Genomic DNA, 14091 nt, shown 5'->3' with positions numbered 1-14091 from the left:
ACACCCGATCATTTTTCCGTGAGGTTTCCGATGCTGCGTTCCCTGATCCGCTCTGTGCTGCGTGTGATCGCAAGGCTGGTGTTCCGCGTGCGCGTGGCCGGCCGCATGCCTGCCGTGCCGTCGCGCCTGCTGGTGGTCGCCAACCACGAATCCTTTCTCGATGGTCTGCTGTTGGGCTTGTTCCTGCCGCTTGACCCGGTGTTCGTGGTGCATACCGGCGTCACCAAAAGTCGCTGGTTTCGCCTGGTGCTGATGCTCGTCGACTACCTGTCGGTGGACCCCACCAGCCCCATGGCCATGAAGAAGGTCGTGCGCCTGATCGAATCCGGCCGTCCGGTCGTGATCTTCCCGGAAGGGCGCATCACCACCACCGGCAGCCTGATGAAAACCTATGACGGCCCGGCCTTCGTGGCCGCACGTACAGGCGCCACGGTGTTGCCGGTGCGCATCGACGGCGCCGCCCGCACCTGGTTCTCGCGCATGGGCGGGCGTTTTCCGCGTCGGCTGTTCCCGCGTATCGGGCTGCACATCCAGCCCGTCACGCGCATCGACATGCCCGAGGCGCCCACCGCGCGCGAACGCCGCCGCAAGGCCGGCGAGGCCATGCGGCGCCTGATGCAGGAGATGATCTTTGCCACGCGCCCCGAGCAGACGCTGTTCGAGGCGCTGCTCGACGCCGCAGCCATCCACGGCCGCTCGCGCCGGCTGGTCGAAGATCTCAAGCAGGAGGAGTATTCCTACCGCGACCTGCTCAAGATGTCGCTCGCGCTTGGTCGCCTGGTGGCGCGGGAGACTTCGTCGGGCGAAAACGTAGGCGTGTTGCTGCCCAACCTCGCGCCCACACTGGGGCTGGTGTTCGGCCTGACCGCGCAGCAGCGCGTACCGGCCATGCTCAACTACACCTCCGGCACTGACGGCATGCAGGCCGCCTGCACCGCCGCGCAGGTGCGCACCATCCTGACCTCGCGCGCCTTCGTCGAGCAGGCCCGGCTGGAAGACAAGCTCGCTGCCCTGCAGGGCGTGCGCGTGCTCTACCTCGAAGACCTGCGCGCCACCATGACCTTGGCCGACAAGTTGTGGCTGATGCTGTGGGCGCTGCCTTTCCCGAAGCTCGCAACCCACATAGGCAGCGCCGAAGATCCGGCCGTGGTGTTGTTCACCTCCGGCTCTGAAGGCAAGCCCAAAGGCGTCGTGCTGTCGCACCGAGCGCTGCTCGCCAACATTGCGCAGATCCGTGCGGTGGTCGACTTTTCGGTCGAAGACAAAATCCTCAATGCGCTGCCGCTGTTCCACTCCTTCGGCCTCACTGCCGGCGGGCTGCTGCCGGTGCTGGTCGGTACCCATGTGTTCCTGTACCCGAGCCCGCTGCACTATCGAGTGATCCCGGAGCTGGCCTACGACCGCGGCTGCACCGTGCTGCTGGGCACGTCGACCTTCCTCGCCAACTACGCCAAGCACGCGCATCCGTATGACTTCTATCGCCTGCGCTATGTGATCGCCGGAGCCGAGAAGCTGGCCGAGCCCGTGCGCGAGCTGTGGTTCGACAAGTTTGGCCTGCGCATCTTCGAAGGCTATGGCGCCACCGAAACCGCGCCGGTGATCGCGGTGAACACGCCGATGGCCTACCGCCGCGGCACCGTCGGGCAGGTTTTGCCGGGTCTGCATGCGCGGCTCGTGCCGGTGCCGGGCATAGCCGACAAGGGCGGCCGTCAGGGCATGCTGCACGTGAGCGGGCCGAACCTGATGAGCGGCTATCTCAAGTTCGATCGCCCCGGCGTCCTTCAGCCGCCGGCCTCCGAGCTGGGCGAGGGCTGGTACGAAACCGGTGACATTGTCGAACTCGACGAAGACGGCTTCGTGCGGATTGCCGGGCGTGTGAAGCGCTTTGCCAAGATCGCCGGCGAGATGGTCAGCCTGGAAGTGGTCGAGAAACTCGCCGCCGTCGCCGCACCTGCCGCGCAACACGCCGCCACAGCCGTGAGCGATGCAGCCAAGGGCGAGGCGCTGGTGTTGTTCACGACCGATGCCGGCCTCACCCGCGACACGCTGCTCGCCGCCGCCAAGACGCAGGGCGTGGCCGAGCTGGCGGTGCCGCGCCGCATCGAGGTGGTCGATGCCTTGCCGCTGCTCGGCACCGGCAAGCTCGACTACGTCACGCTCAAGCAGATGGCGGAGGTGGCGGCATGAATCGGCCTGCTTCCCCGCTGCGCCGTCGTCTGCTGCGCGCCGCCCTGGGCGCCGGTGCGCTGGCGGGTGCTGGCGTCACCGTGGGGGTGCTGGCCAGGCCGCATCTGATCAACCCCTGCTTCGCGGATCTGCCGTCCGAACTGATCGGGCATCCGCTGCTCAACGCCGTTTGGGACGGTATCGACCCCGCCATGGTGTGGGACTGCCACGCGCATCTGGCAGGTACCGGCGACTCCGGCCGTGGCATCGAGATGTCGCCGAAGATGCTCAGTCCGCTCAATCCGGTGCTGTTCGTGCAGCGCCTGTTCTACATGAACGCCGGCTGCGCGCACGATGCGCCGGGGCGGGTGGATGAGAGTTACGTCGAGCGCCTGCACAACCTGATGGAAGGCATGCCGCAGGGCTTTCGCATGATGCTCTACGCCTTTGATCACGTGCATGACGAAGACGGCACGCCGCGTCCGGATCTGTCCGCCTTTCACGTACCGGATAGCTATGCGCGGGAAGTGGCGCAGGCCGATCCGCAGTGGTTTGAGTGGGTGTGCTCGGTGCATCCGGCGCGGCGCGATGCGCTTGCGGCACTGGAGGCCGCCGCGGCCGATGGTGCGCGCGCCGTGAAGTGGCTGCCACCGGCGATGGGCATCGACCCGGCCTCGCCGGAGTGCGACGATTTCTACCGCACGCTGGTGCGGCTCGACATGCCCTTGATCACCCACGTCGGCGAGGAAAAGGCCGTGGCCGGCATCGCGCGGCCGGAGTGGGGCAACCCGCTGCGCCTGCGCCGCGCGCTTGATCTGGGCGTGCGGGTGGTGATGGCGCATTGCGCCAGCCACGGCGAGGATGTCGACACCGATCAGGGGCCGAACGGCCCGCGCGTGCCGAGCTTCGAGCTGTTTGCCCGCATGATGGGCGAATCGCGCTACCGCGAACGCTTGGTCGGAGACATTTCGGCCATCGTGCAGCGCAACCGCCACATCGATACCGTGCGTGCGCTGATCGAGCGTGAGGAATGGCATTCGCGGCTGCTTTTCGGCACCGACTATCCGTTGCCCGGGGTGGTGCCGCTGATTTCGCCGTCGGCCTTTGCCAGCGCAGGCATGCTCGACGAAGCGGCCATACCGCTGCTCGAATCAGTGCGCGAGCACAATCCGGTGCTGTTCGCCTTTGCGCTCAAGCGCCTGCTCACCAGCAACGGCCGCCGCTTTGCGCCGGCGGTGTTCGAGACCCGCCGCTTCTTTGACCGGAGCCACGCATGAGTTCCCAGTTCAAACTGCTGCGTGAGCGGCGCTTTTTGCCGTTCTTCGTGACCCAGTTTCTGGGCGCCTTCAACGACAACTTCTACAAGAACGCGCTGGTGGTGCTGGTCACTTTCCAGGCCGCGCAGTTCAGCACGCTGTCTGCCGGGGTGCTGGTCAACCTCGCGGCGGGCGTGTTCATCCTGCCCTTCTTCCTGTTCTCCGCCACGGCCGGGCAGCTTGCCGACAAGTACGAGAAGAGCCGCCTGATCCGCTTCACCAAGCTGCTCGAGATCGGCGTCATGCTGCTCGCCACGCTCGGCTTCGTGCTCGATTCGCTCGGCTTGATGCTGACCGTGCTGTTCCTGATGGGCTCGCAGTCGGCACTGTTCGGGCCGGTCAAGTACGCCATCCTGCCGCAGCACCTGCGCGAGGAAGAACTGGTGGGTGGCAACGCACTGGTCGAGGCCGGCACCTTTGTGTCCATCCTGATCGGCACGATTGCCGGTGGTCTGCTCATCGACGTGCCGGGCGGCGCGGCCTGGGTGTCGGCCTGCGTGTTGTTCGTGGCGCTGGCGGGCTACCTTGCCAGCCGCGGCATTCCGCTTGCGCCGGCGGCCGATCCGGGCCTGAAGATCGACTGGAATCCGGTGCGCCAGACCTGGCGCATGATCCGTTTCACGCGTGGTAACCGCGCGGTGTTCCTGTCCATCCTCGGCGTGTCGTGGTTCTGGTTCTACGGCGCCATGTTCCTGTCTCAGTTCCCGGCTCTTGCGAGCGACCACCTGGGCGGCGACGCCATGGCCGTAACCATGCTGCTGGCGGTGTTCTCGGTGGGCATCGGGGTCGGTTCGCTGGCCTGCGAGAAGATGTCGGCCGGCAAGGTCGAGATCGGGCTGGTGCCCTTCGGCGCCATCGGGCTCACGCTGTTCGCGCTCGACCTGTGGTGGGCCAGTCCGGCGCTCGGCAGCATTGGGGCGGGCCTTCCGATTGGCGAAGTGCTGGCCTCTGGTGGCACGTGGCGGGTGCTGTTCGATCTGCTCATGATCGGGCTCTTCGGCGGTTTCTTCATCGTGCCGCTGTATGCGCTGATCCAGATCCGTTCCGAAGCCTCGCACCGCTCACGCATCATCGCCGGCAACAACATCCTCAACGCGCTGTTCATGGTGGTCGCCGCCGGCATGGGCGCCGGCCTGCTCGCGGCCGGCTTGAGTGTGCCGCAGCTGTTTCTGGTCACAGCGCTGCTCAACGCCGTTGTGGCGATCTACATCTTCACGCTGGTGCCGGAATTCCTGCTGCGCTTTATCGTGTGGATGCTGGTGCACAGCGTCTATCGCCTGCACGGCAAGGGGCTGGAGAACGTGCCCGAGCGTGGTCCGGCGGTGCTGGTGGCAAACCACGTCAGTTTTGTTGATGCGCTGATCATCATGGCCGCCTGCCGGCGGCCCATCCGTTTCGTGATGTACCACCGCTACTTCCGCTGGCCGGTGCTGTCCTTCGTGTTTCGCGTTGGCCGCGCCATTCCCATTGCCTCGGCCAAGGAAGACCCGGTGCTGCTGGAACGCGCGTATGACGAGATTGCCCGCGCGCTCGAAGCGGGCGAGCTGGTCGGCATCTTTCCTGAAGGCCACATCACCGAAACGGGTGAGCTGCAGCGCTTTCGCGGTGGTATCGCACGCATTGTCGAACGCACGCCGGTGCAGGTGGTGCCAATGGCCTTGCGGGGTATGTGGGGCAGTTTCTTCAGCCGCAAACATGGTCCGGCCATGACGAAGCCTTTCCGGCGCAAGCCGTCGTCGCGTGTGGAGCTGGTGGTGGGGGCGCCGTTGTCGGCGGAAGTCGCCACGCCCGAGGTTTTGCAGGCGCTTGTTGCTGAACTCAGAGGGGAGTCTTGTTAGGGCGTGGCGATGAGGGGAAGGGCCAGTCAGTGCGGCCGGCCCGCGTCTTTCAGATTGGCTAGCGGGCAGCGTCCTGAATCTTCTCGCCGCCGCGTTCGATGTCCTTGCCGGCGCCTTCCATCGTGTTGCAACCGCCGATCACAAAGGCTGCTGCCAGCAGGGCCAGCGTCAGTTTCCAGGTCTTGTTTTTCATGCTTTTTCCTCTCGGGTTGTCGGGGCCGCTTGTCTGGTGCCTTGGGCAAGAGCCAGCGGATCCCGCCGCAAACCGGCGCTCTCGCTGCCGGCATTGCTCTTGGAGCATACCGGACGGCCGGACTATAGGGCGCTGTTGTTGATGGGGTCACCGCGCGGTCTGGGCGAGTGATGTGCCTGTTGAGTGTTGGGTGCCGCCGCATCCATTGGTGGCTACGCTCAAGCGCCTGTCGCAAAGACTGAGCCGGCCCGGGCTGCTCGCCGGTGCCGGCTCGATACTGCATGCGGAATAGGCCGCACCGGAATCTGACTTCCACGCCTGCCTGCCGCCCGACAGATTGTCGAACAGCATCGCTCTGCGCGAATCAACGCAGGTTGATGACGATCGGCGGCACGCGGAATACGACGGCCGGTTCGTAGTAGTGGCGCGGTGCCGGGGTGTAGTAATGGTGCTGATACACCACCTTGGGTGCCGGACGGTAGTAGTGCTGCTTCACGTGATGATGGGATTTGCCGTGCTGGTAGTGGTGACGATCCTTGCGGTCGTGCCTGTGGTCGCGGTGTTCCTTGCGCGGGTGGTCGTAGCGGCGATCATCGCGATCGGCCATTGCCGGCAGCGAAGCGGCGAACAGCGCGCTACCCAGTACCAGCGGCAAGACAAGCTGACGTAGTTTGATGGCTTTCATGGGAGCCTCCTCTCATTGGTCCGCACGGCGGGATGTCGCGCAGCCACAACGCCAGACTAGGGGGCGGCAAGTATCCGGGCTGTAATGGCTCGCTACGGGGTGTTTCCAATGTATCCGTGGCGCGATCAGCGAGACGCGTGGATCAAGGCGCAGCCGTGGTGTCTGGCTCGGTCAGCCATGTTTCGAGGCGATCGACAATAGCCGGGAAGCCGAACTCCCGGTCGTAGTACGCGCGAGCAAATGCCCCCATCCTGACCCGTGCTTCGTGAGGCAGTGCGCGTAAATGCCGGATGTTGGCTGCCAGCGCCCGAGCGTCGCCGGCAGCGCAGGTGAGGCCGGCTTGCGCTTCCTCGACCACGCGCGCGCCTTCGCCATCCAGCATGGCCAAAATTGGCACGCCGGAAGCAAGATAGGTTTGCACCTTGCTGGGGATGGTCAGCGCAAACAGCGGGTCCGGCTTCAGGGAAACCAGCAGCGCATCGGCCCGGGCAAGGAAGTCCGGCATTTCCGCTGCGGGAAACCGGCCGTGGAAGCTCACTACTTGCTGGAGCCCGCGCCTTGCTGCTTCGGCCTGCAGCCAGCCGGCTGCGCTGCCGTCGCCGACGAAATGCCAGCGTACGTCCTCGCCCCTCAGATGCTCGATGGCCGCCAGAACGGCCGGGAAATCCTGTGCCTCGCCCAGATTGCCCAGGTAATAGATGTCGAAGGTGCCGGAATTCTGCCGTGGCTCGGCGGCCGCCTGTCCTGGAGCATGCGTGTCGGCCCAATTGGGCATGTATCGGATTGGCAGCGTCGCGGGAGCGCGCTCGCGCAACTGCGGAATGAATGCGGAGGACTGCACCAGCAGGAGGTCCGTGTGCCGGTAGACCCACGCCATGAAACGCCCGACCACCCCCAGCAGTGCGCGAGAGCGAATGGCCCTGACGGCGCGGAGGGATTCGGGCCACAGGTCCTGCACCCAGAAGACCCGTCTTGCGCGCTTGAGGCGACCCAGCACCACGGCCGGGAGCCCGATGGTGCCCGGTGATACCTGGAAGGTGAAGATGCAGTCGAACGCCTGCCCGCGCAAGCGCCAGGGGCCGATCACCGATGCGCTCAGGGCATGGCTCAGGTAATTCAAAGCGAGCCGCAGGCGCCCCGTGCCGCGGGGCAGCATGGGGACGCGCACGATGTTGACCTTGCCGTAGCGCGAGAATGTGCCGGGATTGGCGCGAAACGCCTCATCGACCCGGCCGGCCGGGTAATTCGGGATGCCCGTCAGAACGGTGACTTCATGCCCGCGCTCCGCCAGTTCCGCGGCCAGGTCATTGATGCGGAAATTCTCGGGCCAGAAGTATTGGCTGAGGATCAGAATCCTCATCGGCCAGATTCTTTGTGCCAGACCACGCGGTTCACGTAATCGGTGTAGCTGTGCAGGATGCGCAGGACCTTCTCGGATACATTGTCCACGGCGTAGTCGGCGACCATCCGCAGCTGTCTCTCCTGCCCACGCCCTTGCCCTTCGAGAATCGCCAGGCCCTGCTGGATACGCTCGGGGTTGAGGCCCACCATCATCACGGCTGCTTCCTCGAAGCCTTCCGGGCGTTCGTGGGCTTCACGCAGATTGAGGGCGGGGAAGTTCAACAACGAGGACTCTTCGGTGATGGTGCCGCTGTCCGAGAGTACCGCCCGCGCCTCGCACTGCAGGCGGACGTAATCGAGAAAGCCGAGCGGTTTGAGCAGGCGCACCTGCGCTGAGAACTGCAGCCCCAGTCGCTCGATGTGCTTGCGCGTGCGCGGGTGCGTAGACAGGATCACCGGTCTGTTGCTGTCGTCCGCGAGGCTGGAAAGCGTATCGGCGAGTTGCTTCAGACGTTCCGGCGAATCAACGTTCTCCTCGCGATGTGCGCTGACCAGATAGAAGGCCTGCGGTGTCAGTTCAAGCTCGTCAAGCACGCGGGATGCGTCGATCTTGGGGCGGTAATGCGCGAGCACTTCCCGCAGCGGGCTGCCGGTCTTGATTACGCGGTCGGGCGGCAGACCTTCTCGCAGCAGATACTCCCGGGCGATATCGCTGTAGGTCAGGTTGATGTCGGCAATGTGGTCGACGATCTTGCGGTTGATCTCTTCCGGTACGCGCTGATCGAAGCTGCGATTGCCGGCTTCCATGTGGAAGATCGGTACCTTGCGACGTTTTGCCGCGATGGCTGCAAGGCTGCTGTTGGTGTCCCCGAGGATCAGCACGGCATCGGGTTGCTCACGCTCCAGCAGCTCATCGACAGCCGCGATGATCCGGCCTATGGTTGCCGCCGGCGTTGCCTGCGCGGCGTCCAGCAGCACGTCCGGCCGCCGCAGGTCGAGCTGCTCGAAAAGCACCTCGCTGAGTTCATAGTCATAGTTCTGGCCCGTGTGGACCAGGCAATGCTCGCAGTGCCGATCGAGCACGGCGATGATTCGCGACAGGCGAATGATTTCCGGGCGCGTGCCCAGAATGGTCATGACCTTCAGGCGTTTCACGAAAGTCCTCCCGATGTCGCGCGCAGCGGCGCGTAAGTGCTTGCGTAGTCGGTGTGCATGGTCGCGACCAGGCTTTCCCAGTCCGGCGGGGTGTAGTTCAGCGTGTGGCGCAGACGATCCGAGTTGAGGGATCGGTCCAGCCTGGGCTCATGCACTTGCTCGATGCCCGGATCGTGGCCGTACTGGCGGGCCACCATGCGCAGCAGGCGGTGCTTGTCGATCGGCTCGGCGCTCAGGTGGTAGAGCCCCTGCAGCTCGCGACATGGCAACACGCGCTCGACCAGCAGCCGGGCGACTTCCACGGTCGGCAGGCCGGAGAAAACGGCCCCGGCAAAGCCCTTCACGGGCTGATGCTGGCTGAGGAACCAGTCGATCAGGCTCACCTGATGGATTAGCGCGTGGCCGATGATCGAAGTGCGCAGTGTCAGGTGGTCGTCGTAGTCGACCTCGCCCAGGCGTTTGCTGCGCCCGTACAGATCGTCGGCGTCGGAAGCCTCGCTCTCGCGATAGTCGCCGCGCGTACCGGCAAACACGCAGTCGGTCGAGAAGTGGATCAGCCGGGCGTGGAGTGCCGAGCACAGCCGCGCCAGGCGATGCGGCAGCAAGGCGTTCAGTTCGATGGCGGCCACCGCGTCGTTGGCGTTTTCCAGTTGCTTGACCAGGCCGACGCAGTTGATCACGACATCCGGCAGGACGCGCTGCATTAGCGCTTCCAGGGCGCCGTGCCCGTTTACGTCGATGCCTTCATGCAACACGCCTGTCGCAGTGGGGCAGCCCGGCGGCAACGGCGTGCGCAGCGTGCCGTGGACCTGCAAGGCCTGCGCGTCGCTCAACAGCCGGTAGAGGGTGTAGCCGAGCATGCCGCCGGCGCCAACGATCAGTACGCGCATGGCTTCAGTACTCCACCTTTGGCGTCAGTCCTTGCAGTGCAGACCGAATCAGCGGCAGGCCGCGCAACAGCGTCTTGGTTTGTTCGAGATCGAGTTGTCGGGTGCTGTCGGAGCTGTAGTCCTGCGCGGTCGAAATGCTCAACTCTCCCTCTTCGAAGAACTTCGCGTAGTTGAGGTCGCGATCATCCGGCGGGACGCGAAAGTAGTTGCCGCAATCCTCGGCCAGGGCCGTCTCTTCCCGGCTGAGAAGGGTTTCGCTGCGCTTCTCGCCGTGCCGTGTGCCGATGACGCGCACGGGGTGCTCCGGCACGTCGAACACTTCGCATAACGCGCGCGCCAATGTGGCCAGCGTCGTGGCGGGAGACTTCTGCACGTAGATGTCGCCGTTCTGTCCATGCTCGAACGCGAACATCACCAACTCCACGGCTTCCTCCAGCGTCATCATGAAGCGGGTCATCAGCGGGTCGGTGATCGTCAGCGGCTTGCCGGCCAGAATCTGCTGAACGAACAGCGGAATGACCGAGCCGCGCGAAGCCATGACATTGCCGTAGCGGGTGATGCAGACGGTGGTGTCGGCGTCCTCCAGCTGGCGGGCCTTGGCCTTGGCAACCTTCTCCATCAGCGCCTTGCTGATGCCCATGGCACTGACCGGATACACCGCCTTGTCGGTGCTCAGGCAGATGACCCGCCGCACCTTGCAGGCGAGTGCCGCGTTGAGCACATGCTCGGTGCCCAGCACGTTGGTGTGAACGGCCTCCATCGGATAGAACTCGCAGGACGGCACCTGTTTGAGGGCCGCTGCATGAAAGACGTAATCCACGCCGCGCATGGCGTCCAGCAAGCTCTGGTGGTCGCGCACGTCGCCCAGGTAGAACTTGAGTTTGGGGTGCGCGTAGCGCAGCCGCATGTCGTGTTGCTTCTTCTCGTCGCGGCTGAAGATGCGGATCTCACGCAGATCGCTGTGCAGGAAACGCTCCAGTACGGCGTTGCCGAACGATCCCGTGCCGCCGGTAATGAGCAGGCGTCCATCGCAAAACATTAGCTATCCTTTTCTTCCTTCGGGTTGTCGAAGGGGACGTGATGATGCCCCGGGAGCAAGTGCTGGTACAGGCGCAGGCAGTCGTTTGCCAGCAGCGGCCAGGTGTAACGGCGCAGCACCAGATTGCGCAACCTCCGGCCCTGTTCGGGCAGGCAGTCAGTTTGGTTCAGAACGGACGCCAGACCACACGCCAGGCCGTCGACGGTTGCCGGCACCACGCGGCCGCCGCCTTCCCGCTCCAGTTCGTCAAAGCCGCATTGGTCGGTGATGAGCGCCGGAGTGCCCAGCAGCCCGGCTTCCAGAACCACCAACGACATGGCTTCGTGGCGCGACGGAATCACCAGGCAATCCGCCGCAGCCATGAGCTCAAGCTTTTCCCGTCCGCTTACTGTACCCAGCAGTTGGACCCGGTCCTTGAGCCTGAGCGTGAGGATTTGTTGCGCGAGTTGCTGCTGCTGTCCGGCGTCCGGGCCGGCAAGCAGCAGGCGCACGTCAGGGTGTTGCGACGCAACGTCGGCAAAGGCCTCGATCAGCAGATCGGCGCCTTTGATCAGGCTCAGGCGGCCGACGAAGAGCAGCAGCGGGGCGTCTCCCACGGCGTAGCGCGTCCGCGCGCGTTGCGGCGCGATGTCATCCGGTAGCTGCGGATCAACGCCGTTGGGCAGGACGACGACCCGCTCCGGCGGCACACCGTACTCCCGGAAGTGCTCCCTCTCCATGTCAGTAACGGCCATGCAGCACGCCGCGTTGCGGACCAGGCGCGTGCCGATGACGCGGTTGTAGATCCGCTTGATCCAGCGCGAGCGGCCGAACAGCGGCAAGGAGCCGGCCGGGCAGTAGACATAGGGGCGTCCCAGGCGCATGGCCCACCATCCGGCCAACGCACCGAGGCCTCCCCAGTGTCCGGTGATGTGGACGATATCGCTTGAGCGCACCTGTTCCGCGATGCGCCACGGGGAAATCAGCGGGAAGAAGAATCTGCGCCCGATGCTGCGCGGCAAGGTGCAGTGCAGCCCGCTCAACTCGTCGCGGCGCTGACTGGTCAGGCCCTGGCTGGTGGCGAGCAGCGCGGATTGCACGCCGACCGCTTGCAGGGCGCGCGCCAGCTGGAAGCTTCGTTCCGCCGTGCCTCCCCCCAGGGCGGGATCGATGGCGTCGCAGACGAACAGCACCTTCATGCGTTGTCCTCGCGCTGGCCGAATTCCTTGGCGAAGGCCGTGATGGACGGTGCAAGGGCGATGGTGGGGCGAAAGCCTCGCCGGCGCAGCTTGTCGCTCGAGAACCGTTGGCGGGGGTCGATCAAGGACCGGCCCGCCAGCCGCAACAGGCCACCCAGCATGGCGGGAGGCACCGAAGGCCCGGTAGCCAGCCTGGGTGCGCCAAGCAGATCGCTGAGGTAGTCGTCGAGCGGCTGGTAGCGGTCAAGCGGGTCTCCCTCGGCACTGAGGATGAAGGCTTCACCGTTCAGGGGCTCGCCGGACCCGACAAGAAACAACAGGGCCTCCACGACCGCCTCCACCGGGACCAGATGCATCTCCCGGTCACCATGCAGGCATCGCAAGAGCCGGCGCTTCCATGTCGGACCGCGGAGAATGCCGACCGCCAGCTTGCGCAGGTTCTTCGAGCCCGCGCCGACGATGGCGGTCGGCCGCAGGATGCCGAAGTCCACTGCAGGGCCCAGTTCGTCGCGCAGTACTTCCTCGGCCCGCAGTTTCCGGGCTTCGTAGGCATTGCGCGGAGCGCACGGGCTCTTTTCGGTGATGACCCGGTCGCGGCATCGGCCCACGACGGTTGCCGTACTCAGGTGCACGACGCGCTCCACGCCGGCGTCTCGCGCGGCGCGGGCGAGATTGCGCAGCGCGTCGTCCGACTGAGGGTCCACCAGATTGATCAGACACCGACAGCCGTGCAGGCAGGTGTGCAGGCTGTCGGCATTCCGCAGGTCGCCCAGATGGCGCTCGCCCCCGTCCGCCTGCTGGCGGACCAGCAGGTGCAGCGAGTATGCGGGACGTTTGCGCAAGGCGGCGACCAGGTGGTGCCCAACAAAGCCGTCGGCGCCGGTAAGGGCTATCAGTGTGCTCTCAGGAATGGTGAATCCTCCCCGGTTGAGCGAGCGGCAACAGGCGGCTGAGCATCCAGTAGCCCAGCATCGCCAGCAAGGTGTTGATGAAGAACACCAGGGAAAGATACGGAAAGCTCATCTGACACAGCGTGTTGGCCAACAGCAGGCCCAGCCAGGCCACCACCAGCCGGCTGCCGGTGAGGCGCCATGCGATGCCGTCGAGCGCTGTGATCGCCGCAGTCGCGACCGTCATCCCGAGCGCCACCAGCAGAAACGAGCCACTGTAGAAGAGGATGGCCGGCAAGCCCGGTAGCGTCAGGTAAGTGAATCCGGCTTGCTCGACATAGGTGGAGTGGGCGAGGCGCTGGAACAGCGCATTGACCCCGGCGGCCGGATTCTCTGTCAGTCCTGCCGCCAGCAGTTCGGGGCCTCGTGCGTCGCTTGAGGCCACAGACAGCATGGCCTCCAGGCCGATCCAGCGGTCAACGCCCAGCAGCGCAACCTGGCGCAGCATTTGCTCAGGAGGCATGTTCATCTTGTCGGTCGTCACGGGGCCGGCCACTTCATACGTGTTCAAACGCACCATGGATACCAGCGTCAGGCTGAGTGCCAAGGTAGCCACCATGAGGACTGGCCATTTCCACCCACCCTCTCGGTAAAAGCGCGGCAGTGCGATGCGTCCATGTGCCAGGCAGGCCATGGCAAAGGCACTGAACACGAAAAGGCTGCTGGCCCGGCTGGCCAGCGAGACCGACATGACCAGACCGAACGCGCATAGCGCCATGACCGGCAAGCCCAGGCGATCCGGACGGCGTCGCAATTCCCAGTCCGCAATCAGCATGACCACCATGCCGATACCGCAGTATGCGAGCCAATTGACGGCTACGTTGAGCTTCAGCGGCAGCGTCAGGCGCGTATCCACGCCGGTTACATAGAACGCGAAATGAAAGTTCAGTGCATAGAAGATGACGCCGAATACCGCCACGAGTGGCCAGAGCGCTGCGGGTGAGCGCAGGTACCAGTCGGGCGGAGAAGACTCGGCCGCCTCATGCAGGTGTCGCCAGTGACGGCTCAACAGCTGCAGCACGCGGGCCAACATGACACCGAGCGCCGCAGCGCCGGCGGCCGCGAGGGCCGTATTCCATTGTCCCGTGCTTCCGTTGAACGCCCCGGTCGGTTCGATGAACGGATAGTCAAACCACTGATGAGCGACAAACTTGACCCAGAACCCGAGGAACAGGAACAGCGCGAGGAAGCTGTACGCATCCACTCGTGGTCTGGAGAGTGCCAGCAACAGCATGCTGAGGAAGCTGAGGTGGAACAGCGACAGAAGCCACGGATCGGCGCCAAGGCTGAAATAGGTCTTGCCCGCCAGCACAGCCCAGACCGATAGCAGCGGCAAGGCC

Annotated in this window: 12 protein-coding genes; 3 read left to right on the top strand and 9 right to left on the bottom strand. The window is 65.0% G+C overall.

What is annotated here, in order from left to right; genetic code table 11:
* Window positions 1-30: 30 nt before the first annotated feature.
* The 3 genes from aas to AC6H0R_RS14190 are packed head-to-tail and all read left to right on the top strand — an operon-like array spanning window position 31 to window position 5320.
* Entirely contained in the window at window positions 31-2187 is a 2157-nt protein-coding gene (gene aas, locus AC6H0R_RS14200; protein ID WP_497582021.1) for a bifunctional acyl-ACP--phospholipid O-acyltransferase/long-chain-fatty-acid--ACP ligase, read from the top strand.
* Window positions 2184-3443, top strand: coding sequence for an amidohydrolase family protein (locus AC6H0R_RS14195; protein WP_497582020.1), 1260 nt, complete (start codon window positions 2184-2186; stop codon window positions 3441-3443). The genes aas and AC6H0R_RS14195 overlap by 4 nt, the downstream gene beginning before the upstream one ends.
* Window positions 3440-5320 (top strand): MFS transporter, encoded by a 1881-nt coding sequence (locus tag AC6H0R_RS14190; protein ID WP_497582019.1) that lies wholly within the window; start codon window positions 3440-3442, stop codon window positions 5318-5320. Before AC6H0R_RS14195 ends, AC6H0R_RS14190 begins: the two co-directional genes overlap by 4 nt.
* Window positions 5321-5378: 58 nt before the next feature.
* On the opposite strand, the gene AC6H0R_RS14185 is transcribed toward AC6H0R_RS14190, so the two are convergent.
* The 9 genes from AC6H0R_RS14185 to AC6H0R_RS14145 form a co-directional block, all read right to left on the bottom strand.
* Complete coding sequence (locus tag AC6H0R_RS14185) at window positions 5379-5513, bottom strand: entericidin A/B family lipoprotein (protein WP_497582018.1); 135 nt, start codon at window positions 5511-5513, stop codon at window positions 5379-5381.
* A gap of 364 nt (window positions 5514-5877) precedes the next feature.
* Window positions 5878-6198, bottom strand: coding sequence for a hypothetical protein (locus tag AC6H0R_RS14180; RefSeq protein ID WP_497582017.1), 321 nt, complete (start codon window positions 6196-6198; stop codon window positions 5878-5880).
* Window positions 6199-6340: 142 nt separating this feature from the next.
* Window positions 6341-7558: a glycosyltransferase family 4 protein gene (locus AC6H0R_RS14175; RefSeq protein ID WP_497582016.1), complete on the bottom strand. Its 1218-nt coding sequence runs from the start codon at window positions 7556-7558 to the stop codon at window positions 6341-6343.
* Window positions 7555-8694, bottom strand: a complete 1140-nt coding sequence (gene wecB, locus AC6H0R_RS14170) for a non-hydrolyzing UDP-N-acetylglucosamine 2-epimerase (RefSeq protein WP_497582015.1) — start codon at window positions 8692-8694, stop codon at window positions 7555-7557. Before wecB ends, AC6H0R_RS14175 begins: the two co-directional genes overlap by 4 nt.
* The gene (locus AC6H0R_RS14165; protein WP_497582014.1) at window positions 8691-9584 is read right to left on the bottom strand and encodes a dTDP-4-dehydrorhamnose reductase family protein; all 894 of its coding nucleotides are present in this window, start codon (window positions 9582-9584) and stop codon (window positions 8691-8693) included. The genes wecB and AC6H0R_RS14165 overlap by 4 nt, the downstream gene beginning before the upstream one ends.
* A gap of 4 nt (window positions 9585-9588) precedes the next feature.
* Window positions 9589-10623, bottom strand: coding sequence for a polysaccharide biosynthesis protein (locus tag AC6H0R_RS14160; RefSeq protein WP_497582013.1), 1035 nt, complete (start codon window positions 10621-10623; stop codon window positions 9589-9591).
* Complete coding sequence (locus AC6H0R_RS14155; protein ID WP_497582012.1) at window positions 10623-11801, bottom strand: glycosyltransferase; 1179 nt, start codon at window positions 11799-11801, stop codon at window positions 10623-10625. Before AC6H0R_RS14155 ends, AC6H0R_RS14160 begins: the two co-directional genes overlap by 1 nt.
* Window positions 11798-12694 carry an NAD-dependent epimerase/dehydratase family protein gene (locus AC6H0R_RS14150; RefSeq protein ID WP_497582092.1) on the bottom strand — a complete coding sequence of 299 codons (897 nt, stop codon included), beginning with the start codon at window positions 12692-12694 and terminating at the stop codon, window positions 11798-11800. Before AC6H0R_RS14150 ends, AC6H0R_RS14155 begins: the two co-directional genes overlap by 4 nt.
* 10 nt (window positions 12695-12704) lie before the next feature.
* Entirely contained in the window at window positions 12705-14087 is a 1383-nt protein-coding gene (locus AC6H0R_RS14145) for a hypothetical protein (RefSeq protein ID WP_497582011.1), read from the bottom strand.
* Between the last annotated feature and the right edge of the window lie 4 nt (window positions 14088-14091).

It is taken from the genome of Pseudazoarcus sp. NS36, from assembly GCF_059703705.1.
Note: the sequence above shows the minus strand (reverse complement) of the source record. Positions and strands in the feature narration are given on the sequence as shown.

Bases quoted from the DNA above. Each gene is read 5' to 3' on its own strand.
- aas (WP_497582021.1), top strand. From the start codon at position 31: ATGCTGCGTTCCCTGATCCGCTCTGTGCTGCGTGTGATCGCAAGGCTG.
- AC6H0R_RS14195 (WP_497582020.1), top strand. From the start codon at position 2,184: ATGAATCGGCCTGCTTCCCCGCTGCGCCGTCGTCTGCTGCGCGCCGCC.
- AC6H0R_RS14190 (WP_497582019.1), top strand. From the start codon at position 3,440: ATGAGTTCCCAGTTCAAACTGCTGCGTGAGCGGCGCTTTTTGCCGTTC.
- AC6H0R_RS14185 (WP_497582018.1), bottom strand. From the start codon at position 5,513: ATGAAAAACAAGACCTGGAAACTGACGCTGGCCCTGCTGGCAGCAGCC.
- AC6H0R_RS14180 (WP_497582017.1), bottom strand. From the start codon at position 6,198: ATGAAAGCCATCAAACTACGTCAGCTTGTCTTGCCGCTGGTACTGGGT.
- AC6H0R_RS14175 (WP_497582016.1), bottom strand. From the start codon at position 7,558: ATGAGGATTCTGATCCTCAGCCAATACTTCTGGCCCGAGAATTTCCGC.
- AC6H0R_RS14165 (WP_497582014.1), bottom strand. From the start codon at position 9,584: ATGCGCGTACTGATCGTTGGCGCCGGCGGCATGCTCGGCTACACCCTC.
- AC6H0R_RS14160 (WP_497582013.1), bottom strand. From the start codon at position 10,623: ATGTTTTGCGATGGACGCCTGCTCATTACCGGCGGCACGGGATCGTTC.
- AC6H0R_RS14155 (WP_497582012.1), bottom strand. From the start codon at position 11,801: ATGAAGGTGCTGTTCGTCTGCGACGCCATCGATCCCGCCCTGGGGGGA.